Below are 19064 nucleotides of genomic sequence, written 5' to 3'. Positions count from 1 at the left end.
CTGCGGGTGACGCGGGATCAGGATCAGAAGATGCTGATCGGGTACTCGACGAATACGCGGACTTCGTTGCCGTCGTCCATGTAGAAGTCGGCGACGTTGCGCGAGGTACGCAGGAAGGAGCTACGCAGCTTGACCGACAGGTCCTTGGCTGGGCCTTCCTGTACGACGTAACGCAGCTGGTTGAAGATTTCGCGCTCTTTACCTTCACCATTGCCGTGGGTGTTGATGTTATCACCACGCACGTAGGCGACCTTGTAGGTCAGGCCGGGCACGCCGAAGGCGCCGAAGTCCAGGCCGTAGCCAATCTGCCAGGAACGCTCGTCTTCTGCGTTGAAGTCGGACCAGTAGGAGTTGGCCAGGTAGATGGTCGAGCCACCGTCGCCGAAACCACGATCATTCTGGTAACCACCGTAGTTGTAGCCGGTATCGCCAGTGCTGCGCTGGTGCGCGATGGTCACCGAGTGAGGGCCGTACGCATAGGTAGCCGCCAGGCTCCAGATGGTGTTGTCCCGGTCACCCTCACGCATGCCCAATTTATTGATGAGCTTCTTGTCGAGCTTGGACTTGTAGCCATTGAAGTCCAAGGTCAGGGACTGGTCCGCCGCAATCGGGTAGACGTAGTTCATGCCCAGGTAGTGCTTCTTCATCACGTCTTCGTTGTCGGCGGTATACAGCGACGCGGTGAAGTTGTCGGTGAACTTGTAGCTACCGCCGAGCACGTTGATCGACTTCAGGCCACCGCCGTCACGGCGTTCGGCACTCTTGCGCGCTTCCTGGGTGAAGCGGCCAGCGTTCAGCTCCAGGCCTTTGATTTCCTTGGAAGTGATGAGGGTGCCGGTGAAGCTTTCCGGCAGCAGACGACCATCGTCGTACTGCAGCACTGGCAGGGTCGGCATCTGGTCACCGTACTTGAGCACGGTGTTGGAGATGCGGAACTTCACGGCTGCGCCACCACGGGCCAGGTCATGCGGACCACTGGCGTTATCGTCGGCGTTCTTGGTGTTGTGTGGCTTGAAGAAGTCGACACCGCCACCACCGTTGTGGCCCTTGCCGCCATCCAGACGCACCGCGTACAGGCCGAATGCATCGACACCGACACCGACGGTACCCTGGGTGAAACCGGAGGAGAAGTTGGCGATGACGCCCTGGCCCCATTCGATCTGGTCGTCGGTATTGTGCTTCTTGTCGCGGTTGATGTAGGCGTTGCGCAGCAGGACGTTGGCGTGGCTGTCTTCGATGAAGCCCTTGCTTTCGGCCTGCTCATTGGCCTGTGCCTGGGTCGCGGCGATCATCGCCAGGGCGACCAGGCTGATCCTGGTTTTCAACATGTTTATTTTCCTTATTAAGTATTCAAAAACGCTCTGCATTAGAACGCCAGGAACCAACGCCCCTTCGTAGGTTCGACGCTATGCGGATCCAAGCCGGAAGGCCCGTCGATGGTCTGCAACGGGCCTTGCAGCCGCATGGCCAAGTCATGGCCAGCAGGCGTAGACGCCGAATCCTAGCCTTGCCTGCTTATACATGTCAAAAAATCGTGAAATGCAGGTTGATATAACCAAAAACCAGGTCGGCGCTGGTGCATTTCCATGCATATCTGCCGTGGGTCAGCGCAAATTTGTCTCTTTTGTGCAAAGCCGGCGACAAACGCACAACTGTCATATGGATCGCGCGACGTTGACCCCTTCGCTGGCAAGGCCAGCGCCTACAAAAAGCATGCATCACGGCGTAGGAGCCGGACTTGCAGGCGAATAGGAGAATTCGCAAAAACCACCCGAACGAATGTTACAAACTGATACATATGTAAAGACAAGCCTTTACAAATAGGCGAGCAATAGCAAATAGCAAGCATTACCATTCGCGCCCAATTTCTCACTAGCCAACCCGGACGCCCGTAATGCTTGCCCCTTGCCGCCTTTCGCCCCTGACCCTGGGCCTGTCGCTGCTGTGCAGCGCCGGCCTGGCCAACGCCGCCACCACGACCCTGCCGGAAACCGCGGTCACCGCCGACAGCACCCGCGAGGAAGACAACCCACGCGTGCGCGAAGTGACCACCGCGACCCGTACCTCGACCCCGGCACGCTACGTGCCCCAGGCCATCGACTCGGTGAAGACGCGCAACGTGCTGGACTACGGCAGCAGCAACCTGGGCAAGGCGCTCGAGGGCATCCCCAACGTCAGCAGCAGCGCCGACACCCGCTTCGACAGCCTGCGCATCCGCGGCTTCGACGCCAGCAACGACTTCTACCTGGACGGCGTGCGCGACGATAGCCAGTACACCCGCGACCTGCACAACATCGAACGGGTCGAGGTGCTCAAGGGCCCGGCGGCGGTGCTGTATGGCCGTGGCAGCCAGGGCGGCATCGTCAACCGGGTGAGCAAGGCCCCGGAACACGGCCGCCGCTCGACCGTCGAGGCCCAAGGTGGCAGCCAGGACCTGCGTAGCCTGTACGCCGACCTCAGCGCCGACCCCAGCGACACCCTGAGCCTGCGCCTGAACCTGGGCAACGAGGACAAGAACAGCTTCCGCGACGGCATCGACGGCAACCACCGCCAGTTGTTCGCGCCGTCCATGAGCTGGCAGCTGAACCCCGACCTGAACTGGCTGGTGCAATACGAGTACAGCCGCTACAACCGCACCCCGGACCGTGGCATCCCAGGCAACCCGCTGACCGGGCGCCCGGCCGACGTCAGCCGCAAGACCACCTACGGTGATACCCAGCGCGACTACATCGACGACCGCGCGCAATCGCTGCGCTCGCGCCTGAACTACGACCTCAACGACCAGTGGCAACTGCGCCACACCTTCAGCCTGTTCAAGCTGGAGAGCGATTTCGACAATACCTACCTCACCGGCTACACCCCCTCGACCGGCATGGTCGGGCGCCAGCGCTGGTTGCAGGACCTGAGCACGCGCAATATCTACAACACCGTGGAGCTCGAAGGGCATGTGCAGACCTACGGTCTGGAGCACACCCTGCTGGTGGGCCTGGAGGTCGGCGAACAACGTCGCCATTCGCGCCTCGACCAGGGCGTCGGTGTGCCTGGCGCGCCGATCAGCGGTTCCACCGCGGGCAATCAACACAACGGGACGATGAAGCTGTTCAGCAACAACGTCACCGATGTCGACAGCACCGGTTTGTACCTGCAGGACCAGATCCGCCTGAACGATCAGTGGCAAGTACTGCTGGGCGGGCGCTTCGACCGCTTCGAGGTGGAAACCACCAACAAGATGCGCGGTATTGCCGAGACACAGAAGGACACTAGCTTCAGCCCACGGGTGGGTGTGATCTATACGCCTTGGCGCGATCACTCCTTCTACGCCTCCTGGAGCAAGAGCTATTCCCCGGTCGGTGGTGGCCTGATCGGCATCACCCCTGGCGCTGCCGGCAATACCAACCAGACCGATCCGGAGCTCACCCGGCAGAAAGAGGTTGGGGTCAAGAGCGAGTGGTTCGATGAGCGCCTGAGCACCACCCTCGCCGTCTACGAACTGGAACTGTACAACCGCCGTACCCGCGACCCGCAGAACCCGGAAATCATTCTGCTGAGCGGCCTGCAGCGCTCGCGCGGCATCGAGCTGACCGCCACTGGCAATGTGGTTGGCAACTGGTACGTACGAGGCGGTATCGGCCTGCAGGATGCCACCATCGTCAAGGACAACAACGGCCAGGAAGGCAACCGCATCAACGATGTGGCCAAGCGCAACGCCAGTCTGTTCGTGACCTGGAAGCCGGAGCTGGGCTGGTACGCCGAGACTGGCCTGACCTTGGTCGGCGACCGCTACGCCGACAACGCCAACAGCATCGTGCTGCCAGGCTATGGCCGCTGGGATGCCCTGGCTGGCTACCGCACCCATGACTGGGATGTACGCGCGGCGCTGAGCAACATCACCGACAAGACCTACTACAGCTCGGCTACCAGCGGTTCGCAGATCCAGTTTGGCGACCCGCGTAGCCTGGTGGTCACCGGCAGCTACACCTTCTGATCGGCCCAACCCAACCTGTAGCAGCGGCCCCCAGCGGCTGGCGGATTGCGCAGCCTGCTGGTCGCCGGGACGCGGACCTCAGCCTAGAAACGAAACGCCACCGCTTGCGCGGTGGCGTTTTTTATTGCAACGGGATCCTTCCCGGTCAGTGCCAGACAGCCAGCAGAGCTTCAAGCTCGGCGTCGCTGATCAGGCCCTGTGGATATCGCCCGTCCAGCAGGCGTCGTGGGTCGGTCGTCCTGACCCGGTTGCTTCCATGGTGTTTCAACCACTGCGCCAACATCTTCAGCGACCGGTGATTCACTGCCAGTGGGCGCAAAGCCGACTCACTTGCTGCATTCATTTCAACACGCACTCCCTGGGGCCGTGAGCGGCTAACTTACGTAAGGTTTGTGACAGAAAGGTGTGCCTCTCCTCTTCCTGAAACACAGGGGAAAGCCAATACAAAAGCTATGCCATTAACCCCGCCAGCGGTCGTCGCCCACAAAAAAGCCCGTCGACGGACGGGCTCTTTGCCACCAGGCAGATCAGCGCTTGAACGGTGCCGGTTGCTGCTGGGTGAGGCAGTGGATATTGCCGCCACCGAGCAGCAGTTCGCGCCCTGGGATCATCACCACTTCGTGGTCCGGGAACACCTTGGCCAGGATCGCTCTGGCCTGGGCATCGGCCGGGTCATCGAAGCTCGGGGCGATGATGCCGCCGTTGACGATCAGGAAGTTCACGTAGGAACCGGCCAGGCGCACCGACGGGTCGCGCTCCTGGCTGCCGACCACCTGGTCGACACCGGCGCATTCCTCGGCCGTGGCGAACAGCGGGCCGGGAATCGGCATCTTGTGCACCACGAATTCGCGGCCCTTGGCGTCGCGGCTGTTTTTCAGCACGTCATAGGCGGCGTGGCAGCGCGCATAGTTGGGGTCCTGGGGATCATCGGTCCAGGCCAGTAACACTTCGCCGGGGCTTACGTAACAGCAGAAGTTGTCGACGTGGCCGTCGGTCTCGTCGTTGTACAGGCCATCCGGCAGCCAGACGATGGTCTGCACCGCCAGGTGCTCGCGCAGGATGTCCTCGATCTGCTCGCGATTCAGGTGCGGGTTGCGGTTGCGGTTGAGCAGGCATTCCTCGGTGGTGATCAGGGTGCCTTCGCCGTCGACATGAATCGAGCCGCCCTCGAGCACGAAGCCTTCGGTGTGGTAGCGCTGCACGCGCTCCATCTCCATGACCTTGGCCGCCAGTTCTTCATCGCGGTTCCATGGCGCGTACAGGCCACCGTCGAAGCCACCCCAGGCGTTGAAGCCCCAGTCCACGCCACGCACCTCGCCTTGGTCGTTGATCACGAAGGTCGGGCCGGTGTCACGCACCCAGGCGTCGTCGTTGCTGATCTCGACCACACGGATGTTGGGCAGGTCGAGCTGGCGCCGGGCGTTCTCGTACTGCCCGGCGGAGACCGCCACGGTCACCGGTTCGAAGCGGGCGATGGCCTTGGCCAGGGTGACATGCGCGGCCTGCGCGGGCTTGCCGCCCAGGCGCCAGTTGTCCGGGCGCTCCGGCCAGACCATCCACACCTGGGTCTGCGGGGCCCACTCGGCGGGCATGTGGAAACCATCGGCGCGGGGGGTCGAGTTGAGGGTCTTCATGGGTAACCTCTGCGAAGGCCCGGGGCCAGGGGCGCCCGGTCGGTGAGCGGATAAGGTGCAGGCCCGCCAGTATAGGCGGCAGGGCATTTGCTCGATATTACAACCGATAAATATCGACTTTAAAGCGCTTTCGTTAAAATATTTTGCCGAAATAAAGCCAGTCTGACCGATAACAATCGAACAGACTGGCTGACAAAAGATCACAGGCCTTCGCTGAGGATCCGCTCCACGCTGTCGACGAAGTAGTCCACGCTCGCCCGCGTGGTGCACATCGGCGGCTTGATCTTGAGAATGTTCAGGTGGTCGCCGGTCGGCTGCATGAAGATCCCCAGATCGCGCAGGCGATCGCACAAGAGCATGGTTTCCTCGGTTGCAGGCTCCAGGGTCTGGCGGTCACGCACCAGCTCCAGCCCCAGGTAGAAACCCGACCCATGGGCCGCGCCGGCCAGCGGATATTTATCGACCAATGCCTGCAATCGCGCCTTGAAGTGGCGCCCCACTTCCCGGGCGTTGTCCCACAGGCCTTCGTCACGCATCACATCGAGCACCGCGATACCGATACGGCAACTGACCGGACTGCCGCCGGCGGACGAGAAGAAATAGCCCTCGGCCTCCAGCGCCTCGGCGATCTCCCGACGGGTGATCACCGCGCCCAGTGGCTGGCCGTTGCCCATGCCCTTGGCCATGGTGATGATATCGGGCACCACGCCTTGCTCCTCGAAGCCCCAGAAGTACTCGCCGAGGCGTCCGTAACCGACCTGCACCTCATCGGCGATGCACACGCCGCCACGCTGGCGCACCTGGGCATAGGCCTGGCGCAGGTAGCCCGGCGGCAGCGAGATGCCTCCGGCATTACCGTAGACCGGCTCGCAGATGATGCCGGCCAACTGGCGGCCACGGGCATCGAGGTCGGCAAGCTTGGCCTCGACATCGCGCAGGTAGTCGGCGGCGCTGTCGGCCCCGCGGAAGCGGCCACGGAAGGTGTTTGGCGCTTGCACCGGGTGCACCCAGTCCGGGCGGGTCTCCAGGGCCTGGGGGTTGTCGGCGATGGAGGTGGAAATCGCATCGGTGGCCACTGACCAGCCGTGGTAGGCCTCCAGCACGCTGAGCAGGTCGCGCCCGCCGCTGTAGGCCCAGGCCAGGCGGATCGCCAGGTCGTTGGCCTCGGTGCCGCTGTTGACCAGGAACACCCGGTCGAAGCCCGGTGGAGCTATCTCCAGCAGGCGCTCGGCAAACTCGGCGATGGCCGCGTAGTGAAACCGCGAGTTGGTGTTGAGCAGCGACCACTGGCGCGCCGATTCGGCGACCATGCGCGGATGGCCGTGGCCCAGCACCGCGACGTTGTTGAGCATGTCCAGGTACGCGCGGCCCTGCATGTCGAACAGGTAGTTGCGCCAACCGCGCTCGATCTGCGGCGGCTGGGCGTAATAGTGCTTCTGCGAGCGGGCGAAGCTGGCATCGCGGCGTGCCAACAGGGCCTGAGGGTCGGCCAGTGGCTCGGCGTCGCAGTCAAAGCCCAGTAACGCCCGTGGCGAGGGGCATAGCGCCAGCCAGGCGGCGGCTCGCGATGGCGTGGTGAAGAACGGCGGTTGCAGCGCCGCCGCCAGGCAGAGCTGCACACTCAGGAAGCCACAGGTCGCGCCTAATGCCTGGCCCTTCGCCAACGCCTGGCCATCGGCCGGCGCCGCTTCCAGGCCATTGAGCCACAGGCTCCAGCGCGCCGTGCGCAGGCAGCCACGGCCATCGCCGCTGCGCTGCCAGGTTCCAGCTGCGGGGGCCTGCAAGGCGGTGCCGGGCGGCAGGTTGAGCTCAACCCCCAGGGCACAGGTGGCCGGTTCTTCGGGGCGGTCGATATGGGTTTGCGACAACCGGTATTGGCCATGCAGGCTACAGGCCGGGCCGGGCTGGGCCGCGAGCAGGCGCTGGTCGAAGCCGGGTTGCTCCCAGTTGCCGGCCTCGCAATGCGGGCTGAGTACGCCCAGGTCGACCCGGGTTACCGCGTGCCCGACCAGGCTCGGCAGCAACCGGGCGCAACCGTTGAGATCCACAGCATCAGGGCCACGCCCCGCCGCCTGCAATATCGCCACCTCCATCAACTCGGCAGGCACCGCGCAGGCGGTCTCGAGGATTTCCCACTCGTGGTCGATGTTGTCGCGGATGTACTGGTTGCCGGGGTCGATCGCCAATTGTTGCTCGCTGCTGAGCACCAGTACCGCGGCACGGTTCAGGACCAGCGGCCACAATGCCCGCAGTTCGGCGTCCTGTAGCGGGTTGAGCGCCTGGTAGGCGCTGACCGCCGGGAGGATCCGTAGTGGGTCGCCTTCGGCATGGTGCAGCAAGGCCGCGCAGGTCACCGACAGGTCGGCAATACGCCAGGTGCGCAGCAGATCGCCGAAATCGATCACGCCCCGCACTTGCCACTGGCGCGCCTGGTCCCGGCTCCAGACCACGTTGTCATCGGTGATGTCCAGGTGCACCGCCTGGATCGGCAACTTATCGAGCAACGGTTGCAAACGTTCGGCGGCCTCACGTGCAACCTGCTCGACCCGGGCTCGGCGCTGGCCATCCTGCACCGCCGGCAGCAAATGGCCGATCAATGCCTGGGCGTGGCGCGGGTCCCATTGCAGCGTGCGCTCAAGGCCCGGGTGGTCGAAGCCGGCCAGCGCCAGGTCGACCTTGGCGCACAGCGCGCCCAGCTCGGCGATCACCCGCGACGGCAAGTGCTTCAGACGCGTCAGCGGCTCGCCGTCGAGGTATTCCAGCAGTCGCACCCGCAATGCCTGGCCCTCGATATCCAGCGCCAGCAGCCCCTCGCCATTGCTGGCCGGGCGCACGGCCGGGACCGGCAGCCCCTGCCCGCGCAGGTACTCCAGCGCCGCATGCTGGGCCTCCAGCTCCACCTGGGCGTAGCTGCCATGGCAGGCCTTGAGCACAAAACGCGCTTGCCCGCAGTCGACCCGCAGGTTCAGGTCCTGCTGGCTACCCAAGGCCTGCAGGCTGCCTTGCAGATCGTAGTGCGCCCGCAACAAGGCATGGGCCTGGGCCTCGCCAAGCAGGGGGGCAGGCAGGCTGGAACGCTGGAGCAGGGTCGAGAGGGACATGCAGGAAGCCTCGTTTTTTCCCTGTATATCGCCATCAGTCAGGCCGCTTGGCAAGCTGCCAGCGGACAATCAGCGCGTCACCCTCGCTGCACAGCCCAACGCCTGGGCTTGCCCTGTCCACGCCATGGACAGGCGCGAGGCCCCATGGCAGCAACACGAAGCGCTGATCGACTGCCTGAAGTAGCGCATAATTGCGCCAGACTTTTCTGGCGCAATGACCGCGATGATTCCAAGACCCACGCCTCCACGCCGCCCGCGCTGGCGCAGCCTGGCCTTGCTGGCGCTGTGCCTGGCACCGCTGCTTTGGCCGCTGCACCACCTGGCGGAGCGTTACTACCAGGACGAACTGGCCTCGCAGAACCGCCAGACCCTCGACCTCTACGTGGCCAACCTGCTCGGCACCCTGCACCGCTACGAGACCCTGCCGCAGATCCTCGGTGACCTGCCGGCGCTGCGCGGCGTGCTGGCCGACCCGTTGCGCCTGGAGTCGGTGACCAACGCCAACCGCCTGCTCAAGGACATCGCCCACCAGACCGGCGCCGAGGTGATGTACCTGATGGACGTCAGCGGCAACACCCTGGCGGCCTCCAACTGGGACAAGCCGGACAGCTTCGTCGGCCGCAACTTCTCGTTCCGCCCGTACTTCATAGAAGCCATGGACGGCCGCCTGGGGCGCTTCTTCGGCCAAGGCACCACCTCGGCCAAGCGCGGCTACTTCTTCGCCGCCGCCGTGCACGACCGTGAGCGGGTGATCGGCGTGCTGGTGGTCAAGGTCGACCTCGATCACACCGAAACCCTGTGGGGCCGCACCCCGGAGCAATTGCTGCTGACCGACCAGAACGGCGTGGTGGTGCTCACTTCGCGACCGGACTGGCGCTTTCGCGCCACCCGCGCGCTGAGCGATGCCGAACGCCAGGCGATCATCGCCATCCAGCCCTACCCGACCCAGGCCCCGCAACCGCTGAGCCTGAACCCTGAGGCCTGGTTGATCCAGACCCGCAACATCCAGGAGACCGGCTGGCAGGTGAGCATCCTCGCCCCACGCCAGCTGGTGGACCGCTCGGTGCAGACCGTCATGGCCATCGGCGCCGGCGCATTGCTGGTGACCATGCTGCTGGCCGGCCTGGTCATGCAGCGCCGACGCCACTACATCGACCGCATCGACTTCGAAGCCCGCGCCCGCCAGGAGCTGGAAAAGCGCGTGATCGAACGCACCGCCGACCTGGAGGGCCTCAACACCCGGCTCAAAAGCGCCGTGCTGGAACGCGAGAATGCCCAGCAGGAGCTGGTGCGCGCCCAGGACGAACTGGTCCAGGCCGGCAAGCTGTCGGTGCTGGGCACCATGTCGGCGAGCATCAGCCACGAGCTCAACCAGCCGCTGGCGGCGATCCGCAGCTACGCCGAGAACGCCGAGATTCTCCTCGACCACCAACGCACCGACGATGTGCGCGGCAACCTCAAGCTGATTGGCGAGCTGACTGGGCGCATGGCCTCGATCATCACCCACCTGCGCGCCTTCGCCCGCCGCGACCAGCACGCCCCGGAAAGCGTGGCCCTGCAACCGGCGCTGGACGACGCCCTGGCACTGCTGGCCAAACGGCGCCGGGCCATGGCCGTGGAGCTGGTGCGCGACCTGCCCGAGGCCACGTTGTGGGTGCAGGCCGGCGAAACGCGGCTGCGCCAGGTACTTGGCAACCTGTTGGCCAATGCCCTCGACGCCCTCACCGAAAAAGCCAACCCGCGCAAGCTGTGGCTGAGTGCCGAACGCCAGGATGACTGCGTCTACCTGTACATTCGCGACAATGGCCCAGGCTTCAGTCGCCAGGCCCTGGAGCACGCCAAGGAGCCGTTCTTCACCACCAAGACCCGCACCCAGGGCCTGGGGCTGGGGCTGGCCATCTGCGAAAGCCTGATGCACGCACTGGGCGGCGAACTGCTGCTGGGCAACCACCCGGAAGGCGGCGCCCTGCTGACCCTGCGCATGCGCGTGGCCAAGCCCGGCGCCAACCTGCAATCCTCGGAGGACACCTCGGCATGACCGAGACACTGATCGACAGCCGCGCCCAGGTGATTCTGGTCGACGATGACCCCCACCTGCGCCAGGCGCTGAGCCAGACCCTCGACCTGGCCGGGCTCAAGGTAGTGGCGCTGGCCGAAGCCCAGGGCCTGGCCGCGCGCATCGAGCAGGACTGGCCGGGGGTGGTGGTCAGCGATATCCGCATGCCCGGTATCGATGGCCTGCAACTGCTCGAGCAACTGCATGCCCGCGACAACGAGTTGCCGGTGCTGCTGATCACCGGCCACGGCGATGTGCCGCTGGCGGTGCAGGCGATGCGCGCCGGGGCCTATGATTTTCTCGAGAAACCCTTCGCCAGCGACGCCCTGCTCGACAGCGTCCGCCGGGCCCTGGCCCTGCGCCGCCTGGTGCTGGACAACCGCAGCCTGCGCCTGGCCCTGAGCGACCGCCAGCAACTGGCCACGCGCCTGGTCGGCCAGTCGCCGGGCATGCAGCGCCTGCGCGAGCAGATCGGCGCCCTGGCCGCAACCCGCGCCGATGTGCTGATTCTCGGCGAGACCGGTGCCGGCAAGGAGGTGGTGGCCCGCGCGCTGCATGACCTGTCGAGCCGCCGCGACGGCCCGTTCGTGGCGATCAACGCCGGCGCCCTGGCCGAGTCGGTGGTCGAGAGCGAGCTGTTCGGCCATGAGCCAGGGGCGTTCACTGGCGCGCAGAAGCGCCGCATCGGCAAGTTCGAGTTCGCCAACGGCGGCACGCTGTTCCTCGACGAGATCGAGAGCATGAGCCTCGACGTACAGGTCAAGCTGCTGCGCCTGCTGCAGGAGCGGGTGGTCGAGCGCCTCGGCGGCAACCAGCTGATCCCACTGGATATCCGCATCATCGCCGCGACCAAGGAAGACCTGCGCCAGGCCGCCGACCAGGGGCGCTTCCGCGCCGACCTGTACTACCGCCTGAACGTCGCGCCACTGCGCATCCCGGCACTGCGCGAACGCGGCGACGACATCCTGGTCTTGTTCCAGCACTTCGCCGACGCCGCCAGCACACGCCACGGCCTGCCGCCGCACAGCCTGCAACCGGCGCAACGCGCGCTGTTGCTGCGCCACGACTGGCCGGGCAACGTGCGCGAACTGCAGAACGCCGCCGAGCGCTTCGCCCTGGGGCTGGAGCTGGCCCTCGACGGCCAGGTGCCGAGCACCAGCGCCGGCACTGCACTGCCCGTGCCCGGCGGCAACCTCAGCGAACAGGTCGAGCAGTTCGAGCGCGCGCTGATCGCCGCCGAGCTGAACCAGCCGCACAACTCCATGCGCAGCCTCGCCGAAGCCCTCGGCATCCCGCGCAAGACCTTGCACGACAAGCTGCGCAAGCATGGCCTGAGCTTCGAAGGCGCAAGCGGCGGGCACGACGACCAGGAGGACAACCGTCAATGAGTAGCGATAGCCAGTACCTGCAAACCGTGCTGCACGGCGATATCCCACTGACCCGCGAGATGGGCATGCAGGTGCTCGACTGGCACCAGCACTGCCTGCGCCTGCAACTGCCGCTGGCGCCCAACGTCAATCACAAGAGCACCATGTTCGGCGGCAGCCTGTACTGTGGCGCGGTGCTGGTGGGGTGGGGCTGGCTGCACCTGCGCTTGCGCGAACTGGGCATCGGTGACGGGCATATCGTCATCCAGGAGGGGCAGATCAGTTATCCGCTGCCGGTCACCGGGGCTGCCGTGGCGCGTTGCCCGGCGCCGGACGAGAAGGCCTGGGCGCGGTTCCTGGCGATGTATCAGCGTCGCGGGCGGGCGCGGCTGACGCTGGAGACGCTGGTGTGCAACGAAGGGAGTGATGAGCCTGCGGTGAGGTTCAGCGGGCAGTACGTGTTGCACCGTTGAGACCTCACAGCCCCCTTCGCCGGCAAGCCGGCTCCTACGTTACCCCTGTAGGAGCCGGCTTGCCGGCGAAGGGCCGCAAAGCGGCCCCGACAATGTCAGCTATTGATCTGAGCAGCCAACCGAACTAACGCGAGGCGCCACTCGGCTCCCCCAGGCAACGCCAGGAAAAACGGATTGAGCAACGATTCGCGCGGCGGATAGCGCAACGGCGATCCATCCAGCCCGATCACCTCGCCGCCAGCGCCTTCCAGCACCCCTTGCGCGGCAGCGGTATCCCATTGCGAAGTCGGCGCCAGGCGCGGATAGCAATCGGCGGCACCTTCGGCGAGCAGGCAGAACTTCAGCGAACTACCGATATTGGCCAGTTCCAGCTCGCCCACCGCAGTCCCCAGCCCCGCCAGCAAGGCTTCCTGCTGCGGGCTGGAATGCCGGCGGCTGGCGACCACGGTGAAGCGACCCTGCGCTGGCGGCGTGTTGCGCACCTGGATCGACTGCGCGGCACCTTTACCCTCCCCACGCCAAGCCCCCAGGTCGCGACCGCCGTAGTAACAGCGGCCACTGGTCGGCATGGCCACCACGCCAAACACCACTTCGCCGCGCTCGATCAGCGCGATGTTGACGGTGAATTCCTCGCTGCCGGCGATGAACTCCTTAGTACCGTCCAGCGGATCGACCAGCCACCAGCGTTGCCAGCTTTCACGGGTCGCCAGCGGGATGTCGCAGTCTTCTTCGGACAGCACAGGGATCTCGGGCGCCAACGCCAGCAGTCCATCGGCAATCACCCGGTGCGCCGCCAGGTCGGCAGCGGTCACCGGCGAGTCGTCGGCCTTGTTGCTCACCGCCACGTCGGCGCGCCAGAACGGCAGGATCGCCTCGCCCGCGCGCAAGGCAAGTTGCACCACGCCCTGCATCAATTGCCGGTCGCTCATACGCTCAGCGCCCCACGCTGGATCAGCAGGTCACGGGCCAGGTACAGCGCCGCCAGCGCCCGGCCCTCGGTGAACTGCGGGTGCATGGCCAGGGCCGACAGTTCGCGCAGGTTGACCTTGTCGACCCGCATCGGCTCGGGCTCGTCGCCCTCCAGGCGCTCTTCGTACAGGTCGGTGGCCAACACCACCTGGATCTTCTGGCTCATGTAGCCGGGCGACAGCGACAGTTCGGTCAGGTGCTCCAGCTGGCGCGCGCCAAACCCGGCCTCTTCCTTGAGTTCGCGGTCGGCGGCGGCCAGCACGTCTTCACCCGGCTCGATCAGGCCCTTGGGCAGGGACAGTTCGTATTCGTCGGTGCCGCCGCAGTACTCCTCCACCAGTACCGCATGCTCGGCGTCGAGCATGGCCACGATCATCACCGCGCCATAGCCGTTGCCACGCCCGACCAGGCGCTCGTAAGTGCGCTCGGCACCGTTGGCGAAGCGCAACTGCACGGCTTCGACACGGAACAGGCGGCTGCTGGCGACAATCTCGCGATTGAGGACGGTGGGTTTCTGGCGCATGGGGCGGCTCCTTGGCGTGAACGGGTTACTATACCGTGGCTTGCCGACTGATCGAGAGTTTCCCATGCCCGTTCTTCCCTGGTCCGCCATCGATACCGTCCTGCTGGACATGGACGGCACCCTGCTCGACCTGCACTACGACAACCGCTTCTGGCTGGAGCACCTGCCCCAGCGCTATGCCGAGCTGCATGGCGTGAGCCGGGCCATGGCCGAGATGGAGCTGCAACCGTTGTTCGAGCGCCACGCCGGCACGCTCAACTGGTACTGCCTGGACTTCTGGAGCCGCGAGCTGCGCCTGCCGATTCGCGCGCTCAAACAGGAGATCGCCGAGTTGATCGCGCTCAAGCCCGACGCTGACACTTTCCTGGCCGCCGTTCGTCAGGCAGGCAAGCGCGTGGTGATGATCACCAATGCGCACCGCGATTCGCTGTCGCTGAAACTGGAGCGGGTCGAGCTGGCGCCGTATTTCGAACGGCTGATCAGCTCCCATGACTACGGCTACCCGAAGGAGAGCCCGCAGTTCTGGGACGCATTGCAGGCGGACATCGGCTTCGACCCGGCGCGCAGCCTGTTCATCGACGACACCCTGGCGATCCTGCGCAGTGCCCGGCAGTTTGGCGTCGGGCATTTGCTGGCGGTGCGTCAGCCGGATAGTCAGGGCAAACCGCGGGATACCCAGGAGTTTGCGGCGGTCGAGGATTATCGGGATTTGTTGACTGGGCTATAGGCCCTATCGCGGGGCAGGCCCGCTCCCACGACGAAGCACTCATGGGAGCGGGCTTGCCCCGCGATGCGATCAATCAGGAATACGCAGCACCTGCCCCGGATAGATCTTGTTGGGGTCCTTCAGCATCGGCTTGTTCGCTTCGAAGATCTTCTGGTACTTGTTCGCATCACCATACACCCGCTTGGAGATGGCACTGAGGGTGTCGCCCTTCTCAACCTCGACGAACCGCGCCGCCTGAGCCACCGGTCCAGTCACGGTGATCTGGTCGTCCACCGAGGCCACGCCGGCGATGTTGCCCGCGGCCAGGATGATTTTCTCCTTCTCTTCCTGGCTGCTCACCTCGCCCTTGAGGATCACCTTGTCGCCCTCTACAGTGGCGGAGATGTTCGGGTTGCCCAGGCCGATGTCCTGGACATGCTTCTTCAACTGCTCCTCGGCATTGGCGTTGCCCGGCGTCAGCAGGTCGATCAACTTCTCGCCGGCTTCCTTCACGAAACTGAACAGGCTCATGTGGCGCTCCTTGATGATGAATCCATGGAAGCAGCAGTCTAGGCCAGGATCGCCCAACCCGCCGCCCTGCGACTGATCGACGCGCTCTATCACGGAATAGACGCTAGCGATTAGACGCCCTCGGCCCAGAGGCCTAGGCTGGTGGGGTCAAACTGCCAGCCGGTATTCGCCCCGATGAACAGCAAGCCACCGGTCTGCGCGGCGTCCACGCCCCTCGCCCTGCCCGCCGCCAGCAACACCTACGACTACGTGCAACTGTCCGACGCAAGCCGCGACAGCACCCCGTTGGCCGAGGAAGTCGCCCTGGCCATCGTCTACAACGGCCTCAACCAGGCGGTGATGCTGGTCAGCCCCACCGACCTGGAAGACTTCGCCGTGGGCTTCAGCGTCGGCAGCGGCATCGTCGCCAGCACCGATGAAATCTACGACGTGAAGCTCTCCGGCAGCGGCTCGGCGTTGTACGCCGACCTGCAGATCTCCAGCCGCGCGTTCTGGAACCTCAAGGACCAGCGCCGCCAGCTGGCTGGCACCAGCGGCTGCGGCTTGTGCGGTGTCGAAGCCTTGGAGCAGGCGCTGCCCGAACTCAAGGTGCTGCCCGGTGCGCCGCTGCCACCAGCGCACTGGCTCAACGACCTGCGCCAGCGCATCGATGCCTTCCAGCCCCTCGGCCAACATTGCGGCGCGGTGCACGCGGCGCTGTTCATGGACCGCGATGGCCAGCTGCTGCTGGGTCGCGAGGATATCGGCCGGCACAACGCCCTGGACAAGCTGATCGGCGCCCTGCTGCGCCAACGCATCGACACCGAAGGTGGCCTTGCCATCGTCACCAGCCGCTGCAGCCTGGAACTGATCCAGAAGGTCCTGCGCGCCGGCATCCAGACCCTGGTCAGCCTCTCGGCCCCCACGGGACTTGCCCTGCAATGGGCACGCAAGCACAACCTCAACCTCATCCACCTGCCCAAACACAGCGCACCGCGGGTCTTCAGCCCAGCGGCGGAGTAGCAACAGCCGTGACCTCGTACGAAAAACTGCCCGACAACGCCCCCGCCGCCTCCCCCCGTTACCAACCCTACCCCGGCCCCGCCGGCGGCTGGGGCGCATTGCGCAGCGTGGCCAAGGCCTGGGTCGGCAGCGACAACGCCCTGAAGAACATCCGCGCCCTGCTCAAGACCAACCAGAACGGCGGCTTCGATTGCCCCGGCTGCGCCTGGGGCGATTCGCCCGAGAGCGGCATGGTCAAGTTCTGCGAGAACGGCGCCAAGGCGGTCAACTGGGAAGCCACCAAGCGCCGCGTCGACGCGGCGTTCTTCGCCCGCTACAGCGTCAGCGCGCTGCTCACGCAGAGCGACTACTGGCTCGAGTACCAGGGCCGGCTGACCGAGCCGATGGTCTACGACCCGCTCAGCGACCGCTACCAGCCGATCGAGTGGGACGCGGCCTTCGCCCTGATCGCCCGTCACCTGAACGACCTGACCAGCCCCGACCAGGCCGAGTTCTACACCTCGGGCCGGGCCAGCAACGAGGCGGCCTACCTCTACCAGCTGTTCGTGCGCGCCTACGGCACCAACAATTTCCCGGACTGCTCGAACATGTGCCACGAAGCCAGCGGCGTGGCCCTGGGCCAGAGCGTCGGCGTGGGCAAGGGCACCGTCACCTACGATGACTTCGAACACGCCGACGCGATCTTCGTCTGGGGCCAGAACCCTGGCACCAACCACCCGCGCATGCTCGATCCGCTGCGCGACGCGGTGAAGCGCGGCGCCCAGGTGGTCTGCGTCAACCCGTTGAAAGAACGCGGCCTGGAACGTTTCCAGCACCCGCAGAACCCGCTGGAGATGCTGACCAACAGCGACCGCCCGACCAACACCGCGTTCTTCCGCCCGGCCCTGGGCGGCGACATGGCGCTGCTGCGCGGCATGGCCAAGTTCCTCCTGCAGTGGGAGCGCGAAGCGCAGGCCAAGGGCGAGCCGGCGATCTTCGACCACGGCTTCATCGCCGAGCACGGCCATGGCGTGGACGACTACCTGGCGGTGGTCGATGCCACCCCCTGGGAACAGATCGTGGCGCAATCGGGCCTGGCCCTGGCCGACATCGAGCTGTCGGCGCGCATGTACTGCAAAGGCAAGCGGGTGATCATGTGCTGGGCCATGGGCATCACCCAGCACCGCCATTCGGTGCCGACCATCCAGGAAATCGTCAACCTCATGCTGCTGCGCGGCAACCTCGGCGTGCCAGGTGCCGGCCTGTGCCCGGTACGTGGCCACAGCAACGTGCAAGGCGACCGCACCATGGGCATCAACGAGCGCCCACCGGTGGCCCTGCTCGATGCCTTGGAACAGCGCTTCGGCTTTGCCGTGCCCCGCCACAACGGCCACAACACGGTGGAGGCGATCCACGCCATGCTCGAAGGCCGGGCCAAGGTGTTCATCGGCCTGGGCGGCAACTTCGCCCAGGCCACCCCGGACACCGAGCGCACCGCCCAAGCCTTGCGCAACTGCGAGCTGACCGTACACATCAGCACCAAGCTCAACCGCAGCCACCTGGTGCACGGCAAGCAGGCACTGATCCTGCCGTGCCTGGGCCGCACCGATATAGACCTGCAGGGCGAAGGCCCGCAGGCGGTGACGGTGGAAGACTCGTTCAGCATGGTCCACGCCTCCAACGGCCAGCTCAAGCCGCTATCGCGGCAGATGCGCTCGGAGCCGGCGGTGGTGGCCGGCATCGCCGCCGCCACCCTGGGCAAGCAGCCGGTGGACTGGCACTGGCTGGTGGCGGACTACGCACGCATCCGCGACCTGATCGCCGACACCATCCCGGGCTTTGCCGACTTCAACCAGCGCCTGGAACTGCCAGGCGGCTTCTACCTGGGCAACAGCGCTGGCAGCCGCCAGTGGAAGACCGCCAGCGGCCGCGCCAACTTCAAGGCCAACCTGCTGCCCGACAGCCTGCTCGATGAGCGCGTGCGCGCCAGCGGCCAGGTGCCCGACCTGATCCTGCAGTCGATGCGCTCGCACGATCAGTACAACACCACCATCTACGGCATGGACGACCGCTACCGCGGCGTGCGCGGCCAGCGCGACGTGCTGTTCGCCAACGAGGCCGATATCGTGCGCCTGGGCTTCCAGCCAGGGCAGAAGGTCGACATCGTCTCGCTGTGGGGCGACGAGCATGTGCGCCGGGTACACGGCTTTACCTTGCTGGCGTTCGATATCCCGGCCGGGCAGGCGGCGGCCTATTACCCAGAGGTGAACCCACTGGTGCCGCTGGAGAGCATCGGCGATGGCAGCCATACGCCAACTTCGAAGTTCATCGCCATCAAGCTGGAGCGTGCGCGGGACGACGGGCGTATTGTCTGAACCGTGCTCCAGACGCACGGTCCCTGTAGGAGCGGCCTTGTGTCGCGATGGGGCGCGCAGCGGCCCTAGATTTCAGCGGCGCCGCGTAGTTTCAGCTGCATCACGTAGTTTCAACTGCGCCGCCTATTTCAGCTGCGCCGTGTAGATGGCCGGGGCCGCTGCGCGGCCCTTTCGCGACGCAAGGCCGCGCCTACAAGGGACCGCCAAGCCCCTTGAACGCCACCCACAAAAAAGCCCTGGTCCGCAACGGCTCAGGGCTTGGTCATAAATACCTCAGACCGCCGAAAATCGTGAAAGTTTCATACATAATTCAATAAGTTAGAGAATTGTGTACAACTCGTGCTACTCGTCGGATTTCCGTTG

General features: G+C 65.4%; 14 protein-coding genes. 7 read left to right on the top strand and 7 right to left on the bottom strand.

All coding sequences use genetic code 11. The features are described from left to right. Positions 1-23: 23 nt before the first annotated feature. Entirely contained in the window at positions 24-1328 is a 1305-nt protein-coding gene (locus ACODS5_RS01775) for an OprD family porin (RefSeq protein WP_134693235.1), read from the bottom strand. 566 nt (positions 1329-1894) lie between these two features. Here ACODS5_RS01775 and ACODS5_RS01770 point away from each other — a divergent pair. Beyond that, a complete protein-coding gene (locus ACODS5_RS01770) occupies positions 1895-3985 on the top strand; it encodes a TonB-dependent receptor (protein ID WP_489107763.1) in 2091 nt (696 codons plus the stop codon). A 145-nt stretch (positions 3986-4130) separates the two neighbouring features. Here the strand turns inward: ACODS5_RS01770 and ACODS5_RS01765 are convergent, their stop codons facing one another. The 3 genes from ACODS5_RS01765 to ACODS5_RS01755 all read right to left on the bottom strand — a co-directional run bounded on the left by ACODS5_RS01765 (position 4131) and on the right by ACODS5_RS01755 (position 8720). Further along, positions 4131-4328, bottom strand: coding sequence for a hypothetical protein (locus tag ACODS5_RS01765; protein ID WP_489107762.1), 198 nt, complete (start codon positions 4326-4328; stop codon positions 4131-4133). Between the two features lie 184 nt (positions 4329-4512). Further along, on the bottom strand, positions 4513-5619 hold the full coding sequence (aguA, locus tag ACODS5_RS01760) for an agmatine deiminase (RefSeq protein WP_134693232.1): 1107 nt from the start codon (positions 5617-5619) through the stop codon (positions 4513-4515). Between the two features lie 200 nt (positions 5620-5819). Further along, positions 5820-8720, bottom strand: coding sequence for an aminotransferase (locus tag ACODS5_RS01755; RefSeq protein ID WP_134693231.1), 2901 nt, complete (start codon positions 8718-8720; stop codon positions 5820-5822). 223 nt (positions 8721-8943) lie between these two features. On the opposite strand from ACODS5_RS01755, the gene ACODS5_RS01750 reads away from it, so the two are divergent. Genes ACODS5_RS01750 through ACODS5_RS01740 form a run of 3 tightly spaced genes read left to right on the top strand, consistent with a single transcriptional unit; the run spans position 8944 to position 12616 of the window. Next, a complete protein-coding gene (locus ACODS5_RS01750; protein WP_134693230.1) occupies positions 8944-10758 on the top strand; it encodes a sensor histidine kinase in 1815 nt (604 codons plus the stop codon). Then, entirely contained in the window at positions 10755-12164 is a 1410-nt protein-coding gene (locus ACODS5_RS01745) for a sigma-54-dependent transcriptional regulator (RefSeq protein WP_489107761.1), read from the top strand. Before ACODS5_RS01750 ends, ACODS5_RS01745 begins: the two co-directional genes overlap by 4 nt. After that, positions 12161-12616, top strand: a complete 456-nt coding sequence (locus ACODS5_RS01740) for a YiiD C-terminal domain-containing protein (RefSeq protein WP_489107760.1) — start codon at positions 12161-12163, stop codon at positions 12614-12616. Before ACODS5_RS01745 ends, ACODS5_RS01740 begins: the two co-directional genes overlap by 4 nt. 95 nt (positions 12617-12711) lie before the next feature. Here ACODS5_RS01740 and cysQ read toward each other — a convergent pair whose 3' ends face one another. Both cysQ and nudE read right to left on the bottom strand, forming a co-directional pair. Then, positions 12712-13545 carry a 3'(2'),5'-bisphosphate nucleotidase CysQ gene (gene cysQ, locus ACODS5_RS01735; protein WP_489107759.1) on the bottom strand — a complete coding sequence of 278 codons (834 nt, stop codon included), beginning with the start codon at positions 13543-13545 and terminating at the stop codon, positions 12712-12714. Then, positions 13542-14108 (bottom strand): ADP compounds hydrolase NudE, encoded by a 567-nt coding sequence (gene nudE, locus ACODS5_RS01730; RefSeq protein ID WP_134693226.1) that lies wholly within the window; start codon positions 14106-14108, stop codon positions 13542-13544. Before nudE ends, cysQ begins: the two co-directional genes overlap by 4 nt. Positions 14109-14172: 64 nt before the next feature. Between nudE and yrfG the strand changes: the two genes are divergently transcribed. Next, positions 14173-14835: a GMP/IMP nucleotidase gene (gene yrfG / locus ACODS5_RS01725; protein WP_134693225.1), complete on the top strand. Its 663-nt coding sequence runs from the start codon at positions 14173-14175 to the stop codon at positions 14833-14835. Between the two features lie 69 nt (positions 14836-14904). Here the strand turns inward: yrfG and lysM are convergent, their stop codons facing one another. Continuing rightward, the gene (gene lysM, locus ACODS5_RS01720; RefSeq protein ID WP_134693224.1) at positions 14905-15345 is read right to left on the bottom strand and encodes a peptidoglycan-binding protein LysM; all 441 of its coding nucleotides are present in this window, start codon (positions 15343-15345) and stop codon (positions 14905-14907) included. A 174-nt stretch (positions 15346-15519) separates the two neighbouring features. Between lysM and fdhD the strand changes: the two genes are divergently transcribed. After that, complete coding sequence (gene fdhD, locus ACODS5_RS01715) at positions 15520-16347, top strand: formate dehydrogenase accessory sulfurtransferase FdhD (protein ID WP_489107758.1); 828 nt, start codon at positions 15520-15522, stop codon at positions 16345-16347. Between the two features lie 8 nt (positions 16348-16355). After that, a complete protein-coding gene (locus tag ACODS5_RS01710; RefSeq protein ID WP_489107757.1) occupies positions 16356-18701 on the top strand; it encodes an FdhF/YdeP family oxidoreductase in 2346 nt (781 codons plus the stop codon). Positions 18702-19064 lie beyond the last annotated feature (363 nt).

Source organism: Pseudomonas sp. FG47, assembly GCF_057809115.1.
Note: the sequence above shows the minus strand (reverse complement) of the source record. Positions and strands in the feature narration are given on the sequence as shown.

Excerpts from the sequence above, each read along its gene's own strand:
- ACODS5_RS01755 (WP_134693231.1), bottom strand. The coding sequence starts at position 8,720 with ATGTCCCTCTCGACCCTGCTCCAGCGTTCCAGCCTGCCTGCCCCCCTG.
- ACODS5_RS01745 (WP_489107761.1), top strand. The coding sequence starts at position 10,755 with ATGACCGAGACACTGATCGACAGCCGCGCCCAGGTGATTCTGGTCGAC.
- ACODS5_RS01770 (WP_489107763.1), top strand. The coding sequence starts at position 1,895 with ATGCTTGCCCCTTGCCGCCTTTCGCCCCTGACCCTGGGCCTGTCGCTG.
- ACODS5_RS01750 (WP_134693230.1), top strand. The coding sequence starts at position 8,944 with ATGATTCCAAGACCCACGCCTCCACGCCGCCCGCGCTGGCGCAGCCTG.
- lysM (WP_134693224.1), bottom strand. The coding sequence starts at position 15,345 with ATGAGCCTGTTCAGTTTCGTGAAGGAAGCCGGCGAGAAGTTGATCGAC.
- ACODS5_RS01775 (WP_134693235.1), bottom strand. The coding sequence starts at position 1,328 with ATGTTGAAAACCAGGATCAGCCTGGTCGCCCTGGCGATGATCGCCGCG.
- nudE (WP_134693226.1), bottom strand. The coding sequence starts at position 14,108 with ATGCGCCAGAAACCCACCGTCCTCAATCGCGAGATTGTCGCCAGCAGC.
- ACODS5_RS01765 (WP_489107762.1), bottom strand. The coding sequence starts at position 4,328 with ATGAATGCAGCAAGTGAGTCGGCTTTGCGCCCACTGGCAGTGAATCAC.
- cysQ (WP_489107759.1), bottom strand. The coding sequence starts at position 13,545 with ATGAGCGACCGGCAATTGATGCAGGGCGTGGTGCAACTTGCCTTGCGC.
- aguA (WP_134693232.1), bottom strand. The coding sequence starts at position 5,619 with ATGAAGACCCTCAACTCGACCCCCCGCGCCGATGGTTTCCACATGCCC.
- fdhD (WP_489107758.1), top strand. The coding sequence starts at position 15,520 with ATGAACAGCAAGCCACCGGTCTGCGCGGCGTCCACGCCCCTCGCCCTG.
- ACODS5_RS01740 (WP_489107760.1), top strand. The coding sequence starts at position 12,161 with ATGAGTAGCGATAGCCAGTACCTGCAAACCGTGCTGCACGGCGATATC.
- yrfG (WP_134693225.1), top strand. The coding sequence starts at position 14,173 with ATGCCCGTTCTTCCCTGGTCCGCCATCGATACCGTCCTGCTGGACATG.